Source organism: Phocaeicola faecium (assembly GCF_014837055.1).
In the GTDB taxonomy this organism is placed as follows: domain Bacteria; phylum Bacteroidota; class Bacteroidia; order Bacteroidales; family Bacteroidaceae; genus Phocaeicola; species Phocaeicola gallinarum.
Genome location: NZ_JACSPQ010000053.1, coordinates 48954 through 74258, shown reverse-complemented (window position 1 = coordinate 74258; position 25305 = coordinate 48954). Strand labels below are relative to the sequence as shown.

Genomic DNA, 25305 nt, shown 5'->3' with positions numbered 1-25305 from the left:
ATAACCATGAAAAAAAAGTCATATAACAAAGTAGGGATACTGTTGATGTTTGTCGTACTCTTTGCCTGTCAGGGTAATGCCGGCAGGAAAACGGCAGATGATTCCGCACAGTCCCCCCGTCAGGAACAAGCGGTAGAACCCCAGTTCCCGTTTCCGTCCATTCCCTCTACACTGACCGAGCCTGAAGAACGAAAGGAATACCTGTTGCAACACTATTGGGACAACTTTGATTTCTCCGACTCTGCATTAGTCAATAACCGGGACGTTTCCGAGCAAGGCTTTGTAAATCAAATCGCATTGTTGGCAGACGGAATAACCGGACCGGAACTCATCCGGCAGAGCATGGATAATTTCTGTTCGGGAATGGAGCAAGATACTCATGCGCGCAAGGTTTTCATGCAGATGGCAGAAGATTACCTGTACGATCCCAACTCGCCTTTCTATAACGAAGACTTGTATCTGGTTTATCTGAAGCGTATGATGCAAAGCAAGGCGTTGGATGAAGCACAGAAAAGTACACTGGCTTTCAAGGCAGAGTTGGCGAGCCGCAACCGGGTAGGTACAGAAGCCACCGACTTTGTATACTACCTGCCCGACGGGAGTAAACGTTCCTTAAAGCAGACATCCGTTCGCGGCAACCGGATGATATTGGTGTTTTATGATCCGGAATGTCCGAGCTGCCATGAAACTCTTCAACAAATGATGGACGATACGGCATTGGCAAATGCGGTAGATAAAGGCAATGTAACCGTAACTGCCATTTATACCGAAGGAAATGAGGATGCTTGGAAAAAAGCCTTGCCTCAAATGCCGGAAAACTGGATAATAGGAAACGACCGCATGACGGTAAAAGACCATGCGCTTTATGACTTGAAAGCCATGCCGAGCCTCTATCTTTTAGATGCCCGCAAGCAGGTGCTTCTGAAAGATGTACCTTATGGGCGTATTAAGGAAACATTAGGCTTGTGAGATGAATACAGGTCAGCGCAACCCTATCCATTGGCATTTGCGCTGACCCGTATGGTTATTATTCCCGCTTCGGAAAGTTCAGGCCGGGCTGCTCCAGCAGTTGAACAGCTTTTTGCATACTGTTGCTCAGTTCGTTGATCACCTGAAAATATTCGTTCATGTCCCACAAATCGCGGGCTATCAATGCTTTCAGTTGGGTCTTGATTAAAGGCAGTGCCGTTTGATATTGTTCCTCATCGTATGTGGCTCCGGTTGCCTTTCCGGTAGCTATCAGTTCGTTCAACATCTCGTCGGTCACTTCAAAATCGCGGTTAAAGCGGTCGAATGTTTTATACTTCTTCATCCACTCGGCACGATGGCGGTCTATTAGCTTCAGATTCTCCTGAACGATAGCTCCTTTATCGCGCAGAGCAAGATAATAGTCGGTGTACATGGTGGTATCAATCGGGACGAAATAATCGGGCATGATGCCTCCCCCGCCGTATACCGTTCGTCCCAATTTCAGGGTACGGGTTTTCAGTGAATCGGGGAAATGAATACTGTCGGCACTTACCATTTCGCCACGGTTATAGCGGTCTATCAAATCCTGATTATATTGTTCGATACTCTCATAAGGCTTTTGGATGCAGCGTCCCGAAGGCGTGTAGTAACGCGCCACGGTGAGCCGGATCATGGAGCCGTCGGGCAAATCAATCGGACGTTGAACCAATCCTTTCCCAAACGTGCGTCGTCCTACCACGATGCCTCTGTCCCAATCCTGAATGGCTCCCGTAACGATTTCGCTGGCAGATGCCGAATACTCGTCGACCAGTACCACCAGCCGGCCCGTTTGGAAATCACCGTCACCTTTTGCTGTAAATTCCGAGCGAGGGTTACGGCGTCCTTCTGTATACACAATAAGTTCTTTTTTACCCAGCAGTTGGTCGCACAGTTCGATTGCCGCATTCAGGTAACCTCCCCCGTTGCCTTGCAGGTCGAGTATTAAATCCTTCATGCCCTGCTTTTGCAACTTGCCAAGTGCGTCACGAAACTCTTGTCCGGTAGTTGCCGCAAAACGATTGATGCGGATGTACCCCACGTGTTTGTTTACCATGTATGAAGCATCAAGACTGTAAACCGGTATCTTATCGCGTTTGATGGTAAAAGGCAATAACTCTTTCACTCCGTTGCGCAATACTTTTACATCGACTTTCGACCCCTTAGGCCCGCGCAAACGGCGCATTACTTCATCCGTAGTCATTTTTACTCCGGCTATTACGGTGTCGTTCACCTCTATGATGCGGTCGCCTGCCAGAATGCCTACCTTTTCTGAAGGACCTCCCGATACGGGCTGGATGACAAACAGCGTATCGGTTGCCATATTAAACTGAATCCCGATTCCTTCAAAGTTTCCCAATAAAGGTTCGTTCAGGCGTTTTACTTCTTCCGGGTCGGAGTAAGTGGAATGTGGGTCAAGTTCTTCCAGCATACTGATAATCGCCGTTTCCACCAACTTTCCTTCGTCTACTTTATCTACATACAGGTTGGCAATCGCAAATTCCGCCAGTTGGAGTTTGCGGAAAGGCGAGTTCAACAGTTTGTTTTGGGCGACTGCCGCAACTATGCCTGCACACGCCACTAACATCAATATATATCTTTTCATTTCAGAATGTTTTTCTGAATGCAAACTTACGGATTTTCTGCGGAATAAACTAATTAAAAACATTACCGCTTGCGTTGGTCCGTGTATGCGGTAGTGTTAATGAAAACATCCGCATGTGCAGGCCAACGCAAGCGGTAGCGTTTTATGTGCCTATATGTTACTGTTTTTCTTGCATTTTATCCATCAATACCTTCATCCAATATCCACCGATAACCGAACGGGCGCGGAAGCCTACCCATTCGCCACTGTCGGTATGATGCCAGTCGCTGATAGGCACGCGGGTTGTCGTCTCGTTGACATATTTGTATAATGGGTTAATGAACTGTTGGAATGTTTCCATATCTTCCGACATGGAAGCTGTCCACATAATCCAATCAGATTTGGTATATTCTTTCCGGCTGTCCAGCGGTAGACCGAAAGGATTTTGTTTGGTCAGATAATATTTCAATTCTTTTTCCATTACGCCCGGAAACAGATTCAATCCCCACATCTTATCCCATACCATGTTATATTTCTGGCTCCATGTATTGGGGCGGTCGAATGCCAGACGGTAATGGTCTCCTTCGCCTGCCATTTCCATCCATTTCTTTGCCATGTTTCGCGCTTTCGTCATATAGGTTTCGGCAACTTCGTCCATGCCTAACATTTTAGCCATTTCGCTGTAAGCTGCCACTCCCATGATTGCCTTAACCGAAAGGTTAGCGTTATGCGCCCAGTGTCCGGCAAAGTCATCGGTACACAACTGATTTTCGGGATCTTGACCATACTCTGCCAGATAGTTGGTCCAGATGGTAAGCAAGTCCCAATATCTTTTTGCATAATCGGCATTTCCTTCGGCTTTGGCTACGGCAGCAGCCAGAATCACCATGTTTCCGCCTTCTTCAATCGGCATGTCGCCACCATATACTTGCCCGTTGGCTATCGGGTAAGTACCCAAATCGTGTGCCGGGAAAGGCTTGTTCCATCTTCCGCTTGCGCTGTATTCAAAGATACTTGTCATCATGCCTTTCATCAAGTCGGGATTGTAAACAAGGAACAAAGGAGCAGAAGGATAAGTAAGGTCTACCGTATTGATGCATCCGTTACTGTTATTTTCTTTTGAGAAGAACAGTAAGTTGCCTTCTTTGTCGGTAAACAATTTGTGGGCAGCCATCACGTGTCGATAAGAAGCCGCACAGATTTCGGCGTATTTCTTGCCTCCGGCTTTTTCGGCATCCTTCATAATCATGGCATCGAAATCGCGGCAACGCTCCATGATGCTCTGATAGTTTGCCTTCGCGCGTTCGAAAGCATCGAAAATGCTGACCTTTCCGTCGTGTTTCCAGTAAGCCATCCGTCGTTCGTACATGTATTCGACAGAGTAGATATCATCGTATCCAATCATCATGAAACCGCTTTTCCCTGTGGAAGAAACAGTACCCAAATCTTCCATATAAGCCATTGCAGGCATTTCGTCGGCTTTGCGTGTGATAACTTCACGCCGTCCTGCCATCAGTTCTCCTTGCGTAGAGAACGCCGCTTTCATGTCGGCATAATTTCCTAAACTGACCGAAGTATTTGCTCCGTTTTTTCCAGCCAGATACACATATCCCCAATCGATGCTTATCAAGTCTCCCTTTCGGTCGGTAATCGGTTGATCGATACTTCCTGCCTCAACGTAATTGATACCGTTTTTCCGGATAACCTGTGCTTTAGTGGGCTGGGTCATTTCGTTTACGGCGAGTTGAGGAGTCGTTTCGATATACACCTGCACATCGTGTGCTTTTTTATCGGTAGAGGTAGCCTGATAAGAAATATAGTTTATGGGAGTTGAAATCAGGTCGAGATCGTCAATCAGCATGGGGGCAGTAAAAACCACGTCGAGTTCCACCGGACCGCAAGTAAACGTATAGTAAGTTTGGGTGGGCAATACATCTACCGATTTCTGGATGGCTGCATTCTCAAATTCCACCGTCTTCTGGTTAGTCGTATACAATCCGAAGTCTACGTAAGCACCTCCGGTCGTGTTATGACAATGCGCAGCGATAACATTTTTCCCTTTGCGCATCTTGGCACGTACTTTGTCAGACAACTCCAACACCACATTGTTTCTCCAGCAGTAATCCGTAGCCACCAGTTTTTCGCCGTTCAGGTAAAGTTCGAACACATCATCGTGTGAATACTTCAAATAAATAGGGGCATTTGCCGGGATTTCATTCAGATTAAATTCGCGGCGTACCCAGATGTCTTTCGTGTTCCACCCGGTGCGTACCGCAGGCATATCGTTTGTGCCGAACGCCCCTTGTCCTTTCTGCCAGCCATTTGCCGCATAATCCAGCGCTGTCCATTCTCCTTGAGGCGCATCAAAAGTATAATGGCCTTCCCAAGCCTCACTACCAGCCATTGACACCAATGCTTCGAGTGCCTGTTTTCCCATGAACCGATATACTTTTCCGTCTACACGAACGGCTCCTATTAATGATTTCTCATCGTTTGTCCAGTGTTTGGTACTTCCTTCGTTCAGTTTGTCATAAGGCGACCAGATAGAAAAATAAGGGTCAGAAGTTACCAGCGGAACAGATGGAAGTCTCAAGTCTGTTTCTTGAACCGGCTTAAACAAATCTGTAGCCTGAAGTTGGCTACACAGCCCCATAGCAAGCAAAGTTGCAGTTGTAAGTTTTTTCATTGTTTTCGTTTGTTTTTGGTATTAGTTACTACAATTGATATTCAAAAAGCCTATTGGGTTTGATGCAAAAGTAAGCCCCTGCATTGAGAATAGCGGAAATAATTGTTCCAAAAAACAAAAGTTGTTATTCAAAACCCTACGTAATCCGCTAAGTTATGATAAATAAAGGCATCGGCTTGTCTTGGGTAAAACATGCCGATGCCTTTGTTATGTCTTATGGCTGATTTCTGAAGGAGCCGGAGAGGAGTCAGATTTTCATTCCTTGAGGAAGGAATGGAGTAACGTCTTTGCCGAACTGAAGCAGTTCGCGGACGATGGTGGAGCTGACGGATGTCAGTTCGGGTTCGGTGAACAGAAGGATGGTTTCGATGCCGGACAATTTGCGGTTGACATCGGCTATTGTTTCTTCGTATTCAAAATCGCGTACGGTACGGATACCGCGAATAATGACCTGTGCATTTTGTTCTATGGCAAAGTCAATGGTCAGTCCGTCGTAAGCCATGACTTTAACCCGCGGATCATCAGCATATAGTTTACGAATCATGTCTAACCGCTTTTCCGTAGGAAACCATGTGCGTTTGCTTTCGTTGATTCCGATACTGATGATAACTTCGTCCATAAATGTCAACGCACGTTTGACTACGGAATAGTGTCCCACGGTAAACGGGTCGAATGTTCCGGGGAATATTGCTCTTTTCATTGTTTTGTTTCGTTTAGCTTACTATGTCTTCTTCAACTACAAGGTTGTCGATAATAAAATTCTGTCTTTCCATTGTATTTTTACCCATGTAAAACTCCAACAGTTCTTTTACGGCATCGGTTTTCCGAAGCGTTACTTGTTCTAACCGCATGTCTTTCCCGATGAAGTTACGGAATTCTTCGGGCGAAATCTCACCCAGACCTTTAAAACGGGTTATCTCCGGATTGGGCGACAGTTTCTCAATGGCAGCAAGTCGTTCTTCTTCCGAATAACAGTAAAGGGTTTCATACACACCTTTCCGGCGGTTGCGTACGCGGAAAAGCGGGGTTTGCAAAATGTATACGTGTCCTTTTTTTATCAAGTCGGGGAAGAACTGAAGGAAGAACGTTATCATCAACAGGCGGATGTGCATACCGTCTACATCGGCATCGGTAGCTACGATAACTTTATTATAGCGCAATCCGTCTAAGCCGTCTTCTATGTTCAGAGCGGCTTGCAGGAGATTGAATTCTTCATTCTCGTAAACCACCTTTTTGGTCAGTCCGAACGAGTTAAGCGGTTTTCCCCGCAGGCTGAACACGGCTTGGGTATTTACATCGCGACTTTTCGTGATAGAACCGCTTGCAGAATCTCCCTCGGTAATGAAGATGGAACTTTCCAGACGGGGGTCGTCTTCCTCGTCTTTCTTGCTGACTTTCGTATCGTTCAAGTGGATGCGGCAATCACGCAGCTTGCGGTTATGCAGATTGGCTTTTTTTGCACGCTCGCGGGCAATCTTTGTTACACCGGCAATAGCCTTGCGCTCTTTTTCCGATTCCTGTATCTTCTGAAGCATGACTTCCGCCACGTCTACGTGTTTATGCAGATAATTGTCTACTTGTTCTTTAACGAAGTCACCTACAAATTTGTTGACACTTACGCCCGACAGCGGATAAGGATTTCCCTCTGAGTCTTTTTCGGGAGCCATGGTCAATGAACCCAACTTGATTTTGGTCTGACTCTCAAACGTGGGTTCGATGACATTAATGGCAATGGCAGCTACCAGTCCGTTACGGATATCCTGATATTCCAAGTTTTTTCCATAGAACTCTTTTATCGTGCGTGCGATATGTTCTTTAAAGGCACTTTGGTGCGTACCTCCCTGTGTGGTATGCTGTCCGTTTACGAACGAGTAATATTCTTCGCCGTACTGTGGGCTGTGGGTGAAAGCAATCTCGATGTCTTCGCCTTTTAAGTGGATAATGGGGTATAATCCCTGCGAAGTCATGTTATCGTTCAGCAAATCCTCCAGTCCGTTGCGGCTGATGATGCGGTGATTATTGTAGTAAATAGCCAGCCCCGTATTGAGATACGTATAATTCCGGAGCATGGTTTCAATAAATTCCGGGCGGAAATGGTAGTTAACAAACAGGGTATTGTCCGGTTCGAAGAAAATGTAAGTTCCGTTTTCTTCGTTGGTTTCCTGCATGGTATCGCTCAACAAATTGCCACGTTCGAAAATGGCTTCGCGCATCTGTCCGTCGCGTATGCTCCGTGCCACAAAGCGTGAACTTAGTGCATTGACAGCCTTTGCACCCACTCCGTTCAGCCCGACGCTCTTCTTGAAGGCTTTGGTATCGTACTTACCTCCTGTGTTCAGCATTGATACGGCATCCACCAGACTTCCCAACGGAATACCGCGTCCGTAATCGCGTACGGAGACACGCAGATTATCTTCCATCTGGATGTCGATACGCTTTCCGGCTCCCATTTTGAACTCATCAATCGAGTTGTCTATCACTTCTTTCAGCAGTACATAAATGCCGTCTTCCGCCTGCGAGCCATCGCCCAAACGCCCGATGTACATACCCGGACGGGTACGCACATGCTCCATATCGCTCAGGTGGCGGATGTTCTCCTCAGTATATGAAACCGGATTGGTTATTTGTTCGTTAGTCTCTTCCATTCTTCTTATACTTTATATAGGATTGACGGACTCTGCTTAAAAACTCTTGCGGAATGCTCTGCGGCGCTTATGCTGTACCGATTCGAATGCACTCCATTGGGCCTGTACTTTTTTGTTTACTTCCAACTCCGGATTACTTTCGCCGTATTCAAATCCCATTTGCTGATAGATGGGAACCAAATCGTAGAACAGAAGGGCGTTGACTCCTTTGCTCTGATATTCCGGCTTAACGCCTACCAGCAGCAAATCGAGTATCTTGGGCTTTTTTATGAATAAGGCTTTCAGCAGATGATACCATCCGAAGGGTAACATCCGTCCTTTAGCTTTCTGCAAAGCCTTTGAAAGCGAGGGCATCGATATACCCACAGCTACCAGTTCGCCCTGTTCATTTTCTACAAGCGATACCATCCGTAAGTCGATCAGCGGAAGATACATCTTTATATATTGGTTAATCTGCCCTTGCGTCATCTTTGAAAAGCCGTAAAGAGGAGCGTATGCTTCGTTTATCAAGTCGAATATTTTCTGTCCGTAATTCTTCTCCTTGATTTCTTTACGTTTCAGCTTTTTAATCTTCAGATTGTATTTTTGGAGGATTATTTCGGAGATACGTACGAACTTATCGGGCAACTTATCAGGCACCATCAATTTAAACTCCACCCAGTCGGCTTCTTTCTCAAAGCCCAACTTCTCCATGTGTACAGGATAATACGGGTAATTATAAATGGTAGACATGGTGCTCAATTGGTCGTAACCTTCGATCAGCATACCTTCTGCGTCTAAATCGGTAAAGCCCAACGGACCGACCATTGCCTCCATGCCGCGTTCTTTTCCCCACTCTTCTACCTGTTTCAGCAAAGCGGATGACACTTCCATATCATCTATAAAGTCAATCCATCCGAACCTTACTTCTTTTTTATTCCATGTTTCATTAGCACGATGGTTAATGATAGCAGCTACACGGCCCGCCACTTTACCGTCTTTGTAGGCTAAAAAGTAATCGGCTTCGCAAAACTCGAATGCAGCATTCTTTTTCTGGCTGAAAGTATTCAGCATGTCGTCGTACAAATCGGGTACGGAATAGGGGTTATTTTTATATAATTCGTAATTAAAACGAATAAACGTTTTTAGTTCTTGTTTTGAACTTACTTTCTTGATAATAATGCCCATCAGTTCGTTACTACATGAAAATTCAGGCTGTAAAGATAATACTTTTTATTCGAAGAATCAGGCTCTTTGTAAAGATTGATGTTATTTTTATGGAATTTCAGTACCTCCACTCTTCTTGCACAGACAAAATCATGCCGATAACTTCGGCATAGTTTTTCTGTCCGGATGATATTCGGTTACTTTTCAGATACCAGTCGTAAACGGTGTCTTGAATCGAACCTACGAGCGGACTGTATAATCGGGCACGGAGTTGGCGGAGTTTCCGGTAATCGGCTGTTATTTCTGGGAGGAGAGTTTGTACCCATGCCTCAAATTCATGCTGGGATAACAGGCTGTTTGCGTTGGTCAACACGTAAGGCAGCAGACCGAAGTAGCCTTGATAGCGAATGGCGGCATCAGATGAGCGCAAGCATACCTGATATGCCCAGAAATTCGCTTCGGCTTCGCTGCTCACTCCTAACCAGTGTGACAGTTCGTGGGCGTATGTAAATGCATCTGCTTTCATACATTTATTAATATAGGATTCGGCAAAAAAGGGACCCATGTAGCCCAGCACGCCCACCGAGGAATAAAGCCCGTCCATCAGCGAACGTTTGGGATGTTGGAAGGAGCGGGGCTCAGCCAAGCCGAAATGTGCGGGCAACGTGCGATAAATTTCTTTGATTTCTTCTTCTGCCGTCCGGACTTCGAACGACGAGGGTAAGGCGACGTAAGCCTTGTTCAGCTTTTCGGTATAGGTATGCAAGAAGCGGCGGAAGTCTTCTTCGTGATAAGCAACAGGGGTTACGTTTGCCCGCTGATAGAAATCGTTACGGAAATAATTCATTCCCCATCCCCAGTAAAACCAGATGTAAATCCATGCAATTATTTCGGCTTCGCGGAAAACAATGTGTTTCCATCCGTGCCGACGTGCCGCAAAAGGGTAAATCAGTAATCCTGCGCCTGCCCCGATAACCAGCACTTCTTCAAGCAATACCGGCACTGTTGAGGCTACGGCTGAAAGCACGGACGAGATGACGGGATAAAACGTCCGGGCATATACCTCTCCGGCTCCGGGAATGAAGCGGAACAGCAGGATGCCGGCAAATAATATCGCTCCCACCGCAAGGCGGAGATGACGCAAACGGAATGGTTTCATGAAACAAAGTTATAGGTTTTTCGGTTATCACTATAAAACTAACCGATAAAATCTTTACTTTTGCGGACAAAGTAACATAACACATGGTATTGAATTACATTTGGATAGCTTTTTTCGCCCTTGCCTTTATAGTGGCGCTGGTGCGATTGGTATGTTTGGGTGATACGGAAGTATTTCCGACTATTATCAACTCTACGTTCGAATCGTCGAAAACGGCGTTTGAAATCTCATTGGGACTGACGGGGGTACTGTCGCTCTGGATGGGTATTATGAAGATAGGCGAACTGGGAGGAGTGGTGAACTGGCTGTCGCGTATGCTGAGCCCGTTATTCTCCAAACTTTTCCCCGACATCCCGAAAGGGCATCCCGTTACGGGAAGTATCTTTATGAATCTTGCTGCCAACATGTTGGGGCTGGACAATGCTGCCACACCGTTGGGGCTGAAAGCGATGGAAGGGCTGCAAGCTCTTAATCCGCGCAAAGATACGGCAAGTAATCCGATGATAATGTTTTTGGTGCTGAATACTTCAGGGCTCACGCTGATTCCTATCAGCATCATGGTTTACCGTGCACAGTTGGGGGCGGCTCAACCCACGGATGTATTTGTTCCTATCCTGCTTGCCACATTCTTTTCCACGCTGGCAGGCATTGTTGCAGTCAGTCTGTACCAGCGCATCAACTTGTTTAACCGTACCGTCCTTCTGTTTTTAGGCGGGGCGAGTCTGTTTATCGCTCTTTTGATTTATTTTTTCAGCACGCTGCCGCGCGAGCAAATAGATGTTTATTCTACCACAACCGCCAACGTGTTGCTTTTCACGATTATCATTGGATTTATTCTGGCAGGAGTCAGAAAAAAAATCAACGTTTACGATGCGTTTATCGAAGGGGCGAAGGAGGGCTTTTCTACTGCCGTCCGCATCATTCCCTATCTGGTGGCAATCCTTGTGGCTATCGGAGTGTTTCGCGCGTCGGGGTGCATGGATTATCTGACACAAGGTATAGCCCGGCTGGTTGAGTGGTGCGGGATGGATAGTGATTTTGTGGGTGCGCTGCCTACTGCACTGATGAAACCGCTGAGCGGAAGCGGGGCGCGCGGGCTGATGGTAGATGCCATGAGTACGTATGGTGCAGATTCGTTTGTGGGGCGACTGGCATGTATCTTTCAGGGAGCCACCGATACTACTTTTTACATTCTTGCCGTTTATTTCGGCAGTGTAGGCGTCGTGCGTACGCGCCATGCCGTTTCGTGCGGGTTACTTGCCGACCTTGCCGGGGTTATTGCGGCTATTTTCATCTGTTACATGTTTTTTCATTAATCTGAATATATGATGATTACTTATCAGACCGAGGGCGTGGAAATGCCTGCCATCAATCAAAGTGAAACTACGGCATGGATTAAAGCCGTGGCTGCAACGTACGGAAAACGTGTGGGCGAAATCGCTTACATTTTCTGTTCCGACGAAAAGATATTGGAAGTGAACCGCCAGTACCTGCAACACGATTACTACACGGATATCATTACGTTTGATTACTGCGAGGGAAACCGCATTGCGGGCGACCTTTTCATCAGTCTTGACACCGTTCGTACCAATGCCGAGCAGTTTGGCGCGGAGTACGATACGGAGTTGCATCGCGTTATCATCCACGGCATCCTTCACCTTTGCGGCATCAATGACAAGGGGCCGGGCGAGCGTGAAATCATGGAGGCTGCCGAGAACAAGGCGCTTGGGATGCGTGTTTCATGACCGTTCCCGTCCGCCTTTCCGAGGGATGACTTTGCAACCTGTACCGCGACCTTTCCGGTAAAAATATTTTAACTTATCAAACCCGTTAGCATCTTTCCGTCCGGTGAAAGAACAGACAGAAAATCTTCCAATTCATGCGTCGGGAAAAACTAACGTTAGCGTTGCTCATTCCTTGCGGTAGAATTGCCCGACGCTACCCATAGAACAGACTGGTTTTACGGGTAGCGTTTTTTTATGCTTCCGGCAAAATAGGGCCGCACTGTGTATGAGGGAAATACAACGGTTCACAGTCGGACATGCCGGTACGAACGTAAAAAATCCGGTCCGTATACCAAGATAATACCTGCCGTGTGTCGGAGAGCTGGAAAAAGTATGACAAGACGCTTTATTGGAAAATTAAAACTGCCTCTTAATTAACCAATTTAGAAGTTTATTTTTACCTTTGCAAAAAAAGTAAAAGATGGAAAAAAATGTGCGCATAATTATCAGCGGAGGAGGAACGGGAGGACATATATTCCCGGCTGTATCCATTGCCAACGCCTTGAAGAAGCAACACCCTGATACGGAAATACTGTTTGTGGGTGCCGAGGGGCGCATGGAGATGCAGCGCGTTCCAGCCGCCGGATATCGGATTATCGGACTTCCGGTAGCCGGATTCGACCGGAAACATTTGTTGAAGAATATCGGTGTGTTGGTTAAATTGGTGCGCAGCCAACTGAAAGCTCGTAAGATAATCAAAGATTTCAAGCCACATGCAGCCGTGGGCGTGGGAGGATATGCCAGCGGTCCTACGCTGAAAGTGGCAGGAAGCATGGGAATCCCTACCTTGCTGCAAGAACAAAACTCGTATGCAGGTGTTACAAATAAACTACTGGCTAAGCAAGCCGCCAAGATTTGTGTGGCTTACGAAGGCATGGAGCGTTTTTTCGATAAAAATAAAATCATCTTGACAGGTAATCCCGTCCGGCAGAATCTGCTCGACACAAAACTAAGCCGTGAAGAAGCTGTCCGTTCGTTTGGGCTTGATACCACAAAGAAAACCGTATTGATTATCGGGGGGAGTTTGGGGGCACGTACCATCAACCGCTGTGTAATGCAAGGACTGGAGAAAATAAAAGCATCCGGTGTACAGTTTATCTGGCAAACGGGTAAATTTTATATTGATGAGGCTAAAGCAGCAGTGAGACAGGCCGGCGAACTGCCCATGCTTTACGTAACAGACTTTATTGCAGACATGGCTACGGCTTACCGTGCCGCCGATTTGGTAATCAGCCGCGCAGGAGCCGGTTCGATTTCGGAACTCTGCCTGTTGGAAAAACCGGTAATCTTGGTTCCTTCGCCCAATGTGGCAGAAGACCATCAGACAAAAAACGCGCTGGCGCTGGTAAACAAGGATGCCGCCCTTTACGTAAAAGACAGTGAGGCTGCCGACAAGTTGCTCGACGAAGCCGTAAAAGCGGTCAACCAGCCCGAAACATTAAAAAATTTGAGTACGAACATTGCTAAGCTGGCTTTCAGAGATTCGGCAGACGTCATTGCCGCCGAAGTCTATAAGTTGGCATTAAACTATAAAGACAAACATGAACGTTAATACCATTGAGGCAGTTTATTTCATCGGAGCCGGAGGCATCGGGATGAGTGCCTTAGTCCGCTATTTTCTCTCGAAAGGAAAGAAAGTGGGCGGGTATGACCGCACCCCTACCGAGCTGACTGAAAAGCTGATAGCCGAAGGTGCTGCCATCCATTACGAAGAAAACGTTTCGCTTATACCCGCCGATTTCCTTAATCCGGCGAAGACGCTGGTGGTTTATACACCGGCTATCCCTGCCACCCATCAGGAGTTGGCTTATTTCAACGAGCATCACTTCGAAATCAAGAAGCGGGCGCAGGTATTGGGCATGTTGACCCATACGGAAAAAGGAATGTGTGTGGCTGGCACGCACGGTAAGACTACCACCTCGACGATGGCTGCTCACCTGCTTCATCAGTCGCATGTAGGGTGTAACGCCTTCTTGGGAGGCATCTCAAAGAACTACGGAACCAATCTGCTGCTTTCCTCCGAAAGCGATTACGTGGTTATCGAAGCCGATGAGTTCGACCGTTCTTTCCACTGGCTCACACCGTATGCCACCGTTATTACGGCTGTTGACTCCGACCATCTGGACATTTACGGCACGCGGGAGGCTTACTTGGAAAGTTTCCGCAAATATACCTCACTGATTCAGCCGGGCGGCTATCTGATTATCAAGCAAGGGCTGGAGCTGCAGCCCGACGTTCAGCCGGGTGTAACGGTTTATACCTATTCGGAGAAAGAGGGTGACTTTCATGCCGAAAACATCCGCATATCGAACGGTGAGATTTATTTCGACTACGTTTCTCCGCTGGGTAACATTTCAGATATCCGGTTGGGTGTTCCTGTTTACATCAACATCGAAAACGGTATTGCGGCAATGGCACTGGCTCAGATTGGCGGAGCGACTCCCGAAGAAATCCGTCAGGCAATGGCAACCTTCAAAGGCGTAGACCGCCGCTTCGACTTCAAGATAAAGAATGAACATATTGTTTTTTTGAGCGATTATGCCCATCATCCGGCAGAAATCCGCCAAAGCATTCTTTCTATCCGTATGCTTTATCCGGATAAAAAGATTACGGCTGTTTTTCAGCCCCACCTGTACACCCGCACGCGAGATTTCTATCAAGACTTTGCCGATAGCCTTTCGTTGTTGGATGAGGTGATTCTGCTGGATATCTATCCGGCACGCGAACAGCCTATTCCGGGTGTAACTTCGCAACTGATTTATGATAACCTTCGTCCGGACATGAAAAAGTATATGTGCCGGAAAGAAGACTTGCTCGACATGCTGAAAAGCCTTCCGCTCGAAGTATTGATTACGCTGGGAGCGGGAGATATTGATAATTATGTTCCACAAATATATGAATTGTTGAATAACAGATGATAAAGCGGATTTTAACAGTCTGTATCGTATTTGTATTGTCGGCATACTTGGTGGTGGCAGTAACGGCGTTTAACCGCAAACCCGATGACCGGATTTGCAAAGGGGTGGAGCTTGTAGTGAAAGACAAGGTAAACTACGGATTCATTACCGAGAAAGGCATCATACAACTTTTGAAGAAAAAACAGGTTTATCCGGAAGGAAAAGCCACAGGAACCATTAACGTACGTACGTTGGAAGATGTGCTTTCACACCATCCGTTCGTCCGCGAAGCAGAGTGTTATCTTACTTCGGGCGGAAAAGTAGGCATTGAAATCTACCAACGCATTCCCCTGTTGCATGTTTTCAGCAGTAATGGAGATAATTATTATGTAGACGATGAAGGGAAAATCATGGCATCGCCCGGACAATCCATCCATGTGCCGATAGCCACCGGCTTCATCGACCGCAAATACGCCCAAACCGAATTATATAGCTTGGGTAAATTTCTGCAGACCGATCCTTTCTGGAACGCACAAGTGGAACAAATCAACGTAACGCCCAAACAAGAACTCGAAATTGTTCCCCGTGTAGGCGATCATATTCTTTTTCTTGGAAAAGGCGGTGATTATCAAGAAAAATTCAGTAAATTGCAAACCTTTTATAAAGAGGCGCTGAATCGGGTGGGCTGGAACAAGTACAGTCGCATCAGCGTAGAGTTTAACAATCAGATTATTTGTACAAAAAAATAGAAGCAAGATATGGCAGCAACGGAGTTTATAGCAGCAATCGAACTGGGATCTACTGAGATTACCGGCATTGCAGGAAAGAAGAATGCCGACGGGAGCATACAGGTTCTTGCGTATGCCGCCGAACATTCTTCAGACTGTATCAAAAAAGGAGCAATCTATAATCTGGATAAAACGACGCAGAGCCTTACTTCGGTTATCAAAGAACTGGAGAAACAGCTTCAGGCTTCAATCAAGAAAGTGTATGTAGGGGTAGGCGGACAATCCGTCAGAAGCATTCGGAACACGGTATCAAAGCAATTAGGCGAAGAAACCAAAATTTCGCAAGCATTGGTAGACAGCCTGATGCAAAGCAATAAAGAAGTGCCGCTGATTGATCAGGAAATCCTCGCGGTAGAGGTACAAGAATATAAAGTGGGCAACAGCCTGCTGACTGAACCGGTAGGAGTTTCTACCAACTTCATCGAAGGACGTTACCTGAATATCATTGGCAGACATACGCTGAAAAGTAACATCAAACAGTGCTTCCACTTGGCAGGTTATGAAATAGCCGATTACCTGCTCTCGCCATTGGTTACTGCCAATGCGGTACTGAATGAAAACGAAATCCGTTCGGGCTGTGCGCTGGTCGACTTAGGGGCAGACACCACCACGGTTTCTGTATACAAGAATAAAATATTGCGCCATCTTGCCGTAATACCTTTGGGCAGCAGCAACATAACAAAGGATATTTGCAGTCAGCAAATCGAAGAAGAAGATGCCGAGCAACTGAAGTTGCACTACGGAAAAGCCTGTATCGAGGCTGCCGATAGCGAAGAGGAAGACGTTGACCAAGAATATACGGTAGAAGGCAAATACAGCATCCGTGCCAGTGTGTTAGACGATATCATCGAAGCCCGTGTGACAGAAATTATCGACAATGTGTGGAATCAGATAAAACTTTCTACCTACAACGACAAGCTGATGGCGGGAATCATCCTCACCGGAGGCGGCTCGAACCTGCCAGACATCGAGAAGGCTTTCAGACGCACTACCAAGATTGACAAAATCCGCATCGCACGGAGCGGACAAATTGCCGTAAGCGGAGGAATCGCTTTGCGCGAAGACGGTACGCAGAATACGCTTGTAGGATTGCTGGCAGCGGGAAAAGACAACTGCTGTAAGGTAGATCCGCATAAGCAGATTAACATGTTCGACCAGCAGGAGGAGGATAAGAAAAAAGAAGAACTGTTGCAAGAACAGATACGAAAGGCGGAAGAAGAAAACAAAAGACGCGCGGATGAAGCACGTCAGAAGCTACTTTTGCAACAGAAAGAGCAGCAAGAGAAAGAACGTGCGCAGAAACGCTTGGATGAGTGTAACAAATACTTGTCGGAAGCTGCACGCCTAAAAAAAGAAAAATCATATAAAGAGGCGCTCGAACAAGTGGACTTGGCTCGTGCAATGAGAATTTCGGAAAAGATGGCGGAAATCGACCAAATGGAAGAAAGCATCAAAGCCGATAAAAAGGAGAACAAATGGTTCAGTCGCTTTAGAGAGAAAATGTTGAGAGAGATTTGGGATGACGATTCAACCAAGAAATAAAACAAGTATTCACCGCATAAAAATAAATAATACATTATGTCTGACGAAATTAACATGCCTTTCAATTTTCCGAAAGACGCACCCCATATCATCAAAGTAATCGGTGTAGGCGGAGGCGGTGGAAATGCCGTCAACCACATGTACCGTGAAGGTATACACGACGTAACGTTTGTGATTTGTAATACCGATAACCAAGCGCTCGACGAATCGCCCGTCCCCATCAAGCTCCAGTTGGGACATGAAGGATTGGGAGCGGGTAACCGTCCGGAACGTGCACGTGCAGCGGCTCAAGAGAGTATCGAAAGCATTAAAGATATGCTGAACGACGGATGTAAAATGGTGTTCATCACGGCAGGAATGGGTGGAGGAACCGGTACCGGAGCCGCACCTATCATCGCCAAAACCGCAAAGGAAATGGGCATTCTTACCGTGGGTATCGTTACCATTCCGTTCTTATTCGAAGGAAACAAGAAAATCGACCAAGCACTGGACGGCGTGGAAGAGATGAGCAAGCACGTCGATGCCCTGCTGGTTATCAATAACGAACGCTTGCGCGATGTGTATTCAGACATCAGTGTGCTGAACGCCTTCGGTAAGGCAGACGATACCTTGTCGGTTGCCGCCAAGAGCATTGCCGAAATCATTACCGTACGTGGTAATATCAACCTCGACTTCAACGATGTGAAGACGGTACTGAAAGACGGTGGTGTGGCTATCATGAGTACCGGTTACGGTGAAGGCGAAGGACGAGTAACGCAGGCTATCAACGATGCGCTTCACTCTCCGCTGCTGAATAATAACGATATCTTCAACTCGAAGAAGATTCTTTTCAATATCTCATACAGCGCAAGCAACAACGAGTTGATGATGGAGGAAATGAACGAAGTACATGAGTTTATGACTCGTTTCAGTTCCGACGTAGAAACCAAGTGGGGATTGTATATCGACGATTCGCTGGAGCGGAAGGTGAAATTCACCATCTTGGCTACCGGATTCGGCATCAAGGCTGTTCCGGGAATGGAAGTACGCATTACTGCCGAAGAACAGAAACGTTTGGAAGAACAGGAGGAGAAAGAACAGAAGAACGACGAACGCCGCTCGCAGTATTACGGTGACAGTATCCATCGGAACAACCGGAAACCGCGCCGCCGTCACTCGTACATCTTCAGTCCGGACGACCTGAATAACGACGATATCATCAGCATGGTGGAAACCACTCCTACCTATAAGCGGACCAAATCGGAACTGGAAGCCATTCAGACCAAAGCTACGGCGGAAGAAATTTCTATCCACAAGGGTGAGAACGGAAGCGCCGACTCAATGACGATTACATTTTAACGAATAACAGCTAAATACAAAAAGACTATGGATTTATTTGAACAAATCAGCAACGATATCAAAGAGGCTATGAAAGCCAAAGACAAGGTTCGTCTTGAAACCTTGCGTAACGTAAAGAAGTTTTTCCTCGAAGCTAAAACAGCTCCGGGTGCAAACGATACGCTGACCGATGAGGCTGCACTGAAAATCATGCAGAAATTGGTAAAACAAGGTAAAGATTCGGCTGCCGTGTACGAAGGTCAGGGACGTGCCGACCTTGCCGAAGAGGAAATGGCTCAGGTGCGTGTCATCGAGACTTACCTGCCGAAACAGTTGTCTGCCGAAGAACTTGAAGTGAAACTGAAAGAAATCATTGCCCGCGTAGGAGCTACCAGCGGAAAAGACATGGGCAAAGTAATGGGTGTGGCTTCTAAGGAACTTGCCGGACTGGCGGAAGGTCGCGCCATCTCAGCCAAAGTAAAAGAGCTGCTTGCTTGATATTTATCTAATTTTTTGTCTTCATAAAAAGAGGAAGAGAGGGCTGCATCACTCGTGGATGCAGCCCTTTTCGTAAGATTTCATCCCAAACGATATATGTTTTACAACCGACGTATTTCTTCGTTTGCCGCTCCCGTTCCCTTATACTTGCTCTTTGTCATGTTAAAGCGATAGGTTACCGTAAGTTTTACTTGGCGGAAATTGTAGGTATCCTCATACGTGTTTACTATCAGCGGGCTGTATTGTACACCTTTCTGATGGAATGTGTCTAACAGGTCCATGCCTTGCAGATTAAGGGTCAGGCGTTTGTTGAGAAGGTCTTTGCGGATGCCGGCATTCAGTGTTCCGTAGTTACAGCGTTGTATGATACCTATGTTACCCGCCGTGGTGAAGTCCATGTTCAGCGTCAGTACGAAGTCTTTCGGTAAGACGAAATCATTGTTCAGGGTGAATGTTGCCATCGGGTTATTGTGTTTTTGAGTCTTTCCGAATACTTGCGTTTCAAAGAATGGTTGACAGACGTATGCAGAGGCTACGGGATGCCAGCATCCGACTACGGGCGAGAGGGAAACCAACAAGCTTAACTGCTGGTTCTTTTTGAAGTTCACGTAGGTTTGCAGCGAGGTGGAACCCTCTTGGTTGTAAAGCGAGCGTTCCGAATCGATATAGTCTTTGATGTATTGGTATGCCAGTGATACGTTCAAGAAGCGGTATCCCAACATCCATGTAACATCGTGCATCTGTTGAGGGCTTAGTAGCGGATTGCCTTTCCTGTACATGTAGCGGTTGCTGTACTGCACGCTTCCGTCTAATTGTGTATAGGTGGGGCGCAGGGTCTTCATGGTATAGCTCAATGATGAAGATACGTGTTTGATAGGAAACGAAAGCGAGAGAGTAGGGAACACATTGTCGTACGTACGGCACTCATCGTCGGCACGTACTCCGCCGATGAAATAATCGTACGCCGTATGTTCGTAACGCACTCCCGCGTTCAGCGATGTCTTGCCCCACGCGATACCATATTCTGCGAATACCGCCGCTTTGTTTTCCTCCGACCGTGTATCCGAGTCGGCTACGATGTTCTCCGGGTTTACATACGTATCGTATGGTTGGTGCGGTTCCACTCTGCGCCGAAACGGAGATTTCCTTTCCCCAACGGATAAGCAAGCACCAGCTTGGCAGCATACAGGTGATAGTCTGCCGTGCCTATGCTCGTAACGGTGCGGTCGGCTTCCGTCGTGCTATTCTCGTCAGACACCTGTTTGCTGTAATTCTTTCCGTACAGGTAATCAAAATTAAAATCCAGCGAGAGCTTGTCGAAAAGTTTTCCCGTATAATAAGCATTCAGTTTGTGGGTCGTAGCGTGTTTATAAGCATCCATTTGCGAGTTCATCCGGTCGTAGTTCTCCCCGTCGCGCGTTACGTCGTAGGTTTGGTCCATTGTTCCGGAAGTGAGGTACGGCATACGCTTCAGCTCATACATCACGCCGGCAGAATGATGTTCGCCAAACTGCAAATTCATGCCCGCTTGGGCTGAAAGCCCTTTGTATCGTCCTTCGATGTCCGCCTCGTCCGAAAGGTACCACAGATGGTCGCCGTGCATGGTTTGGGTCAAACTTTCGTGCTGCTTGTTTGCCTCGTCGGTGTGCATCACCGAACCGAAAACATCAAATCCGCCTTTCCGGTAATTCAGTTTTACCTGTTCCGACAGATTCCAAGCTTCGGCATATCCGCCGTCTGCGTATACGTATCCGCCCAAACCTTCGCCCACGGGTTTCACGGTTTTTATCTTCAATACGGCTTTTACTTCCGCATCGTATTCTGCACCGGGGTTGGTGATTAGCTCTACGCTTTCTATCTCTCCCGAACTGAGTTGTTCGAGTTCCGCATTGTCGCGTACCTTGCGTCCGTTGATGTATATCAGCGGAGTGCCTTTACCGAACACCTCAATGTTTTTATTTCCGTCCATGCTCAGTCCCGGAATCCGGCGGATGACATCGCTGCCCGTACCCACACGGCTTAGCAGACTTCCCGTTACGCGGGTTATGAGTGCGTTGTCTTTTACTCGCGTAACGGGAAGTTCGGCTTTTACCACCACTTCGCCCAACAGTTGCGCATCAGACTCTAATCGGATGATGCCCAAATCCGGAACCTCACACGGCTTATACGCCGTGGCGTAGCCGATGGAAGAAAAACGAAGAAGTTGGTCGCCTTTATGGGCTGGCAAAGAGAACACTCCCTGCTCATCGCTCACCGTTCCGGTAACAAATGCAGAATCCGGTAATGACAGTAATACTACGTTGGCATACGGAAGCGGCTGGTTATCCGCATCTACTATCTTTCCTCTTACCGTTTGCGAATAAAGCGGATAAGAGGTTATAAACAACATTGCTATCAGAATCAGTCTGTGATTTTCATATCTCGTTTGTTTTTTCAGGAACAAATGTAAACCCTTCCAATCCGTTCGTAGGATATTGGTTTAATAATTTACGCCCGTATGGATAAAGATTAGAACGGATAAGGATTGGTTTAACTGTTTCACTGCATGATTTCTATAACCCATCTTGCGGGGTTGTATAACTCACCATGCGGGGTTATATAACCCACCCTGCCGAGTCGTATAACTCGCTCTGCCGGGTTATAAACTTATTCGGGACATTTTGATAAATTTGTCGGCCGGATATGAAAAATGTATGGAATAAAAGAATTAAGAGCCTGTCGTTTAAATTTTTCTATTATCTATGTCGGTCTTTTGTATATTATCAATTCTATTTCTACTTTTGCAACAATTAAATGGTAAAACGGGGATAAATAAACCGATTTTAACCTTAAGAACACAATTTACATTACATTTTAGAAACAACGAAAAACTACCATTATGCGATGTATATCTTTTGATAAACTTTGTCTTATCCATAACCTGATTTACCGGCAGGGTACGGGAACACCGGAAGAGTTTGCCGAAAAAGTAGGACTCTCGCGGTCGCAGTTGGGAAAATATCTGAGCTACTTCCGCTACGACCTGAAAGTAGACGTGGCATACGACCGTTACCGGCAGACGTATTATTATGATGGCGAAGATTTCTTTTCGGTATTGCAGACCACGCTTTGCCACGCATAACCGAAACATCGGCTTTCGATTATCCTTTGTTTTCTTTACCTTTGCAAAAACAAAGGATATACATCATGAAGAAATTGGTTTTTGCAACAAACAATGCCCACAAGTTGGACGAAATCCGTGCCATTTTGGGCAGCAAAGTAGAGGTTCTGAGCCTGAAAGACATCCGGTGTGATGCCGACATTCCCGAAACGGCAGATACGTTGGAGGGGAATGCCGCACTGAAAGCCGAATATATTTATCGGCATTACGGACTGGACTGTTTTGCCGACGACACCGGACTGGAAGTAGAGGCGCTTAACGGAGCGCCGGGTGTGTATTCCGCCCGTTACGCCGGAGGCGAGGGACACGATTCGGAAGCCAACATGAAGAAACTGCTTGCCGAACTGAAGGGCATTGCCAACCGAAACGCCCGTTTCCGCACCGCCATCTGCCTGATTGAAGGCGGAGAAAAACATTTGTTTGAAGGCATCGTAAAGGGCAGCATCATCGAAGAAAAACGCGGAGATTCAGGCTTCGGCTATGACCCTATATTCGTTCCCGAAGGATATACCGAAACGTTTGCCGAAATGGGCAATGAAGAAAAAAACAAAATCAGCCACCGCGCACGTGCCGTGGAGCAACTGTGCAAGTATCTGAATAATCAGTAAACACAGTATGTTAGAGAGAGATTATATCATGCGCCTCATACGCCAGTTTTTCGAAGCATTGGAAAAGCTCATCGAGTCGCGCAACGAAAAAGAACCCGCAACGATTCAGGCAGAGTTCGGACAGATGTACACCGCTTACTTCGGCAAACCGGACACGTTTTTCTACGGACGGAGCGCAGACGAGATTCTGAATTTCCTGCGTGAAACCTATAATCCGCAAGAATTTCTCTCCCGTGTGGAGATGCTTGCCGACCTGATATATTATCACGGAACTATAAAAACGGAAGAAACGGAGCGGAAAATGTTTTTCCGAAAGTCACTCGCCTTGTTAGAATATTTAGATGCCCACAGCGATACTTTTTCTTTTGAAAGACGAAGAAAAATATCGGATATACGGAAGCAGACAGACCAATAAGCGAAATGTTTATTCTTTTTCCATGAAAAAATACGTTTTTTACGGCAAAATATCAGAATAATAAAAAAGTTTTTCTACATTTGCTTACAAAATGATATGTAACAAGACAATTTTAGTTTATGGAAAAAATTGACAAACTTGACAGGCAGATTCTGGAAATCATTTCGCAGAACGCCCGTATTCCGTTTAAGGATGTGGCTGCCGAATGCGGAGTTTCGCGTGCAGCCATCCACCAGCGTGTTCAGCGCCTGATTGATTTGGGAGTCATCATCGGCTCAGGCTATCATGTGAATCCTAAGAGCTTGGGATACAGCACGTGTACTTATGTAGGTATCAAATTGGAAAGAGGCTCGATGTATAAAAGCGTGGTAGCCGAACTGAAGAAAATCCCTGAAATCGTGGAATGTCACTTCACAACGGGTCCGTACACCATGCTGACCAAACTATATTCTACCGACAACGAACATCTGATGGATTTGCTGAACTCGAAAATTCAGGAAATTCCCGGCGTAACGGCTACCGAAACCTTGATTTCTTTAGAGCAGAGCATCAAGAAGGAAATCCCTATCCGTAAAGGAGAAGACGAATGACGGAGTGGATGGCTGATTATCACATAGGCGGCATCGTAGTGGGAATTTGTACGTTCCTCATTATCGGGCTGTTTCATCCGGTGGTGGTGAAAGCGGAATATTACTGGGGCACACGATGCTGGTGGCTGTTCTTGTTACTGGGGGTGGCAGGCATCATTGGTTCGGTAATGGTTCATAACCTTGTGTTTTCCTCACTGCTGGGTGTATTCTCGTTTTCCTCATTCTGGACCATCAAAGAGCTGTTCGAACAACGCGAACGGGTAAAAAAAGGATGGTTCCCGATGAATCCGAAACGGAAGAGCGAATATGATAAAGAGTAAAGTCCTGTATTGCAATAAACAAAAAGGGTTGCCGCATCACGCGGTAACCCTTTCTTGTATTGAGTTAGTAATTTTAATTTGAGAGAATTGAAACTTCGCAGCTTCGTGTGTTTGTTTTAAGAAAGTACTAACTATATATAAAAGCAAATGAAAATGTTCATTGTTTATGGTTTCTTCCCACTACGGGAGGTTGTTCGGTAACCTTTTCCAACGGCGACTTTACCGAATCGCCTTCGTATGCTACCTGCGGATCGGTAGAACGGCGTTCAAACTGGTCGTGAACGTAAATGACTCCCGCGCCATTGCCGTCTGAGAGCGAATGTTTCATCACTCCGCCTACACTGAATATCAATGCGATTACAGCGGCAGCCTTGAACAGCGGCATGAAACGTGTTTGCAACGTCAGGCGGCGAGCCTTTACCGTGGGCCGTTCTATTTCTTCCAAGATGCGCTTGTCAAAGTCGCTGCCTAATCCTATCTCCTGTTCACTCTTCTGGTAGGCAAACAAAGATTTGTAACGCAGCAGATGGGCCGGTATTTCCGTCTGGCTGAAGAACATGCGCAGAATCTGTTCCTCCTCTGCCGAGGTTTCACAGTCCCAGTACCGTTCTATCAGTTGTTCGATATATTTATAGTCCATACGCATCAATTTCGTTATATTTTAATCTAATTCGCTGTCTTGCCCGGAAAAGATTTACTTTCACTTGCTCTTCCGTCAAGCCCATTATTTCGGCAATCTCTTTGTAACTTTTCCCTTCAATATCGCGCAGTTGGAATATCGTGCGCTGCTTTTCAGGGAGTTCGTTAACCAAACGATGAATCAAGTGCAGTTGCTCGTCCCGCTCCATTTGCCTGTCAGGGGTAACGCCGTCGGTCAACTCCTGCGTTTCGGGAGTAAGTTCCATATTCTGCGCTTCCTTTCTCTGGCTGCGGTCGATGGCGAGATTACGTGTTACGGTCAGACAGTAGGCTTCTACCGATTCCAATGTCTGCCATTCGTCGCGCTTGTTCCACACCCTAATCAGCGTATCCTGTACAATATCTTCCGCCTCGGCACGATTTAACGTAATGCGAAGCGCCAGCCTGAAGAGTTTATCTTTCAGGGGGAGTATATCGTTTCGGAAACTGATTTCTTCCATCGCTTTCTATAATAATGACGG

At 46.6% G+C, this 25305-nt stretch carries 24 protein-coding genes; 14 read left to right on the top strand and 10 right to left on the bottom strand.

Translation table 11 applies throughout. The annotated features are described in order from the left end of the window. Positions 1-6: 6 nt before the first annotated feature. Positions 7-969: a DUF5106 domain-containing protein gene (locus tag H9626_RS14025; protein WP_225231028.1), complete on the top strand. Its 963-nt coding sequence runs from the start codon at positions 7-9 to the stop codon at positions 967-969. 58 nt (positions 970-1027) lie between these two features. Here H9626_RS14025 and H9626_RS14020 read toward each other — a convergent pair whose 3' ends face one another. The 6 genes from H9626_RS14020 to H9626_RS13995 all read right to left on the bottom strand — a co-directional run bounded on the left by H9626_RS14020 (position 1028) and on the right by H9626_RS13995 (position 10226). Continuing rightward, positions 1028-2611 (bottom strand): S41 family peptidase, encoded by a 1584-nt coding sequence (locus tag H9626_RS14020; protein ID WP_191710872.1) that lies wholly within the window; start codon positions 2609-2611, stop codon positions 1028-1030. Between the two features lie 157 nt (positions 2612-2768). Next, positions 2769-5276, bottom strand: a complete 2508-nt coding sequence (locus H9626_RS14015) for a glutaminase domain-containing protein (protein WP_191710871.1) — start codon at positions 5274-5276, stop codon at positions 2769-2771. A 247-nt stretch (positions 5277-5523) separates the two neighbouring features. Next, positions 5524-5976, bottom strand: a complete 453-nt coding sequence (gene coaD / locus H9626_RS14010) for a pantetheine-phosphate adenylyltransferase (protein WP_178257224.1) — start codon at positions 5974-5976, stop codon at positions 5524-5526. A gap of 13 nt (positions 5977-5989) precedes the next feature. Further along, the gene (locus tag H9626_RS14005) at positions 5990-7921 is read right to left on the bottom strand and encodes a DNA topoisomerase IV subunit B (RefSeq protein ID WP_191710870.1); all 1932 of its coding nucleotides are present in this window, start codon (positions 7919-7921) and stop codon (positions 5990-5992) included. A gap of 36 nt (positions 7922-7957) precedes the next feature. Beyond that, positions 7958-9088 (bottom strand): N-acetyltransferase, encoded by a 1131-nt coding sequence (locus H9626_RS14000; RefSeq protein ID WP_178257313.1) that lies wholly within the window; start codon positions 9086-9088, stop codon positions 7958-7960. Between the two features lie 97 nt (positions 9089-9185). Beyond that, positions 9186-10226, bottom strand: a complete 1041-nt coding sequence (locus tag H9626_RS13995) for a DUF3810 domain-containing protein (protein ID WP_191710869.1) — start codon at positions 10224-10226, stop codon at positions 9186-9188. A gap of 83 nt (positions 10227-10309) precedes the next feature. Between H9626_RS13995 and H9626_RS13990 the strand changes: the two genes are divergently transcribed. The 8 genes from H9626_RS13990 (at position 10310) to H9626_RS13955 (ending at position 19052) form a co-directional block, all read left to right on the top strand. After that, on the top strand, positions 10310-11542 hold the full coding sequence (locus H9626_RS13990; RefSeq protein ID WP_178257311.1) for a nucleoside recognition domain-containing protein: 1233 nt from the start codon (positions 10310-10312) through the stop codon (positions 11540-11542). A gap of 9 nt (positions 11543-11551) precedes the next feature. Then, on the top strand, positions 11552-11971 hold the full coding sequence (gene ybeY, locus H9626_RS13985) for an rRNA maturation RNase YbeY (RefSeq protein WP_178257310.1): 420 nt from the start codon (positions 11552-11554) through the stop codon (positions 11969-11971). Positions 11972-12431: 460 nt separating this feature from the next. Continuing rightward, positions 12432-13562, top strand: a complete 1131-nt coding sequence (gene murG / locus H9626_RS13980; RefSeq protein WP_178257309.1) for an undecaprenyldiphospho-muramoylpentapeptide beta-N-acetylglucosaminyltransferase — start codon at positions 12432-12434, stop codon at positions 13560-13562. Beyond that, positions 13552-14928, top strand: coding sequence for a UDP-N-acetylmuramate--L-alanine ligase (murC, locus tag H9626_RS13975; protein ID WP_191710868.1), 1377 nt, complete (start codon positions 13552-13554; stop codon positions 14926-14928). The genes murG and murC overlap by 11 nt, the downstream gene beginning before the upstream one ends. Then, complete coding sequence (locus H9626_RS13970) at positions 14925-15656, top strand: cell division protein FtsQ/DivIB (protein ID WP_191710867.1); 732 nt, start codon at positions 14925-14927, stop codon at positions 15654-15656. Before murC ends, H9626_RS13970 begins: the two co-directional genes overlap by 4 nt. 9 nt (positions 15657-15665) lie before the next feature. After that, entirely contained in the window at positions 15666-17237 is a 1572-nt protein-coding gene (ftsA, locus tag H9626_RS13965) for a cell division protein FtsA (protein ID WP_191710866.1), read from the top strand. A 36-nt stretch (positions 17238-17273) separates the two neighbouring features. Continuing rightward, positions 17274-18575: a cell division protein FtsZ gene (gene ftsZ / locus H9626_RS13960; protein WP_178257305.1), complete on the top strand. Its 1302-nt coding sequence runs from the start codon at positions 17274-17276 to the stop codon at positions 18573-18575. A gap of 27 nt (positions 18576-18602) precedes the next feature. Further along, complete coding sequence (locus tag H9626_RS13955) at positions 18603-19052, top strand: GatB/YqeY domain-containing protein (protein ID WP_191710865.1); 450 nt, start codon at positions 18603-18605, stop codon at positions 19050-19052. Positions 19053-19153: 101 nt separating this feature from the next. On the opposite strand, the gene H9626_RS13950 is transcribed toward H9626_RS13955, so the two are convergent. Together H9626_RS13950 and H9626_RS13945 are read right to left on the bottom strand one after the other, a co-directional pair. Then, positions 19154-20176 (bottom strand): outer membrane beta-barrel family protein, encoded by a 1023-nt coding sequence (locus H9626_RS13950; protein ID WP_191710864.1) that lies wholly within the window; start codon positions 20174-20176, stop codon positions 19154-19156. Then, on the bottom strand, positions 20143-21441 hold the full coding sequence (locus H9626_RS13945) for a TonB-dependent receptor (protein ID WP_191710863.1): 1299 nt from the start codon (positions 21439-21441) through the stop codon (positions 20143-20145). The genes H9626_RS13950 and H9626_RS13945 overlap by 34 nt, the downstream gene beginning before the upstream one ends. A gap of 489 nt (positions 21442-21930) precedes the next feature. On the opposite strand from H9626_RS13945, the gene H9626_RS13940 reads away from it, so the two are divergent. The 5 genes from H9626_RS13940 to H9626_RS13920 all read left to right on the top strand — a co-directional run bounded on the left by H9626_RS13940 (position 21931) and on the right by H9626_RS13920 (position 24145). After that, complete coding sequence (locus H9626_RS13940; protein ID WP_178256252.1) at positions 21931-22173, top strand: helix-turn-helix domain-containing protein; 243 nt, start codon at positions 21931-21933, stop codon at positions 22171-22173. 62 nt (positions 22174-22235) lie between these two features. Then, a complete protein-coding gene (locus H9626_RS13935) occupies positions 22236-22820 on the top strand; it encodes a non-canonical purine NTP diphosphatase (RefSeq protein WP_191710909.1) in 585 nt (194 codons plus the stop codon). A 7-nt stretch (positions 22821-22827) separates the two neighbouring features. Next, a complete protein-coding gene (locus H9626_RS13930; protein WP_191710862.1) occupies positions 22828-23235 on the top strand; it encodes a hypothetical protein in 408 nt (135 codons plus the stop codon). Between the two features lie 119 nt (positions 23236-23354). After that, the gene (locus H9626_RS13925) at positions 23355-23825 is read left to right on the top strand and encodes an Lrp/AsnC family transcriptional regulator (RefSeq protein WP_178256250.1); all 471 of its coding nucleotides are present in this window, start codon (positions 23355-23357) and stop codon (positions 23823-23825) included. Then, positions 23822-24145, top strand: coding sequence for a DUF4491 family protein (locus tag H9626_RS13920; protein WP_178256249.1), 324 nt, complete (start codon positions 23822-23824; stop codon positions 24143-24145). The genes H9626_RS13925 and H9626_RS13920 overlap by 4 nt, the downstream gene beginning before the upstream one ends. A 157-nt stretch (positions 24146-24302) precedes the next feature. Here the strand turns inward: H9626_RS13920 and H9626_RS13915 are convergent, their stop codons facing one another. Together H9626_RS13915 and H9626_RS13910 are read right to left on the bottom strand one after the other, a co-directional pair. Further along, positions 24303-24785: a PG0215 family putative anti-sigma factor gene (locus H9626_RS13915; protein ID WP_191710861.1), complete on the bottom strand. Its 483-nt coding sequence runs from the start codon at positions 24783-24785 to the stop codon at positions 24303-24305. Beyond that, on the bottom strand, positions 24775-25284 hold the full coding sequence (locus H9626_RS13910) for a GFO_1088 family ECF-type sigma factor (protein ID WP_178256247.1): 510 nt from the start codon (positions 25282-25284) through the stop codon (positions 24775-24777). The genes H9626_RS13915 and H9626_RS13910 overlap by 11 nt, the downstream gene beginning before the upstream one ends. Positions 25285-25305 lie beyond the last annotated feature (21 nt).

Bases quoted from the DNA above. Each gene is read 5' to 3' on its own strand.
- H9626_RS14025 (WP_225231028.1), top strand. From the start codon at position 7: ATGAAAAAAAAGTCATATAACAAAGTAGGGATACTGTTGATGTTTGTC.
- H9626_RS14020 (WP_191710872.1), bottom strand. From the start codon at position 2,611: ATGAAAAGATATATATTGATGTTAGTGGCGTGTGCAGGCATAGTTGCG.
- H9626_RS14015 (WP_191710871.1), bottom strand. From the start codon at position 5,276: ATGAAAAAACTTACAACTGCAACTTTGCTTGCTATGGGGCTGTGTAGC.
- coaD (WP_178257224.1), bottom strand. From the start codon at position 5,976: ATGAAAAGAGCAATATTCCCCGGAACATTCGACCCGTTTACCGTGGGA.
- H9626_RS14005 (WP_191710870.1), bottom strand. From the start codon at position 7,921: ATGGAAGAGACTAACGAACAAATAACCAATCCGGTTTCATATACTGAG.
- H9626_RS14000 (WP_178257313.1), bottom strand. From the start codon at position 9,088: ATGGGCATTATTATCAAGAAAGTAAGTTCAAAACAAGAACTAAAAACG.
- H9626_RS13995 (WP_191710869.1), bottom strand. From the start codon at position 10,226: ATGAAACCATTCCGTTTGCGTCATCTCCGCCTTGCGGTGGGAGCGATA.
- H9626_RS13990 (WP_178257311.1), top strand. From the start codon at position 10,310: ATGGTATTGAATTACATTTGGATAGCTTTTTTCGCCCTTGCCTTTATA.
- ybeY (WP_178257310.1), top strand. From the start codon at position 11,552: ATGATGATTACTTATCAGACCGAGGGCGTGGAAATGCCTGCCATCAAT.
- murG (WP_178257309.1), top strand. From the start codon at position 12,432: ATGGAAAAAAATGTGCGCATAATTATCAGCGGAGGAGGAACGGGAGGA.
- murC (WP_191710868.1), top strand. From the start codon at position 13,552: ATGAACGTTAATACCATTGAGGCAGTTTATTTCATCGGAGCCGGAGGC.
- H9626_RS13970 (WP_191710867.1), top strand. From the start codon at position 14,925: ATGATAAAGCGGATTTTAACAGTCTGTATCGTATTTGTATTGTCGGCA.
- ftsA (WP_191710866.1), top strand. From the start codon at position 15,666: ATGGCAGCAACGGAGTTTATAGCAGCAATCGAACTGGGATCTACTGAG.
- ftsZ (WP_178257305.1), top strand. From the start codon at position 17,274: ATGTCTGACGAAATTAACATGCCTTTCAATTTTCCGAAAGACGCACCC.
- H9626_RS13955 (WP_191710865.1), top strand. From the start codon at position 18,603: ATGGATTTATTTGAACAAATCAGCAACGATATCAAAGAGGCTATGAAA.
- H9626_RS13945 (WP_191710863.1), bottom strand. From the start codon at position 21,441: ATGTTGTTTATAACCTCTTATCCGCTTTATTCGCAAACGGTAAGAGGA.
- H9626_RS13940 (WP_178256252.1), top strand. From the start codon at position 21,931: ATGCGATGTATATCTTTTGATAAACTTTGTCTTATCCATAACCTGATT.
- H9626_RS13930 (WP_191710862.1), top strand. From the start codon at position 22,828: ATGTTAGAGAGAGATTATATCATGCGCCTCATACGCCAGTTTTTCGAA.
- H9626_RS13925 (WP_178256250.1), top strand. From the start codon at position 23,355: ATGGAAAAAATTGACAAACTTGACAGGCAGATTCTGGAAATCATTTCG.
- H9626_RS13920 (WP_178256249.1), top strand. From the start codon at position 23,822: ATGACGGAGTGGATGGCTGATTATCACATAGGCGGCATCGTAGTGGGA.
- H9626_RS13915 (WP_191710861.1), bottom strand. From the start codon at position 24,785: ATGGACTATAAATATATCGAACAACTGATAGAACGGTACTGGGACTGT.
- H9626_RS13910 (WP_178256247.1), bottom strand. From the start codon at position 25,284: ATGGAAGAAATCAGTTTCCGAAACGATATACTCCCCCTGAAAGATAAA.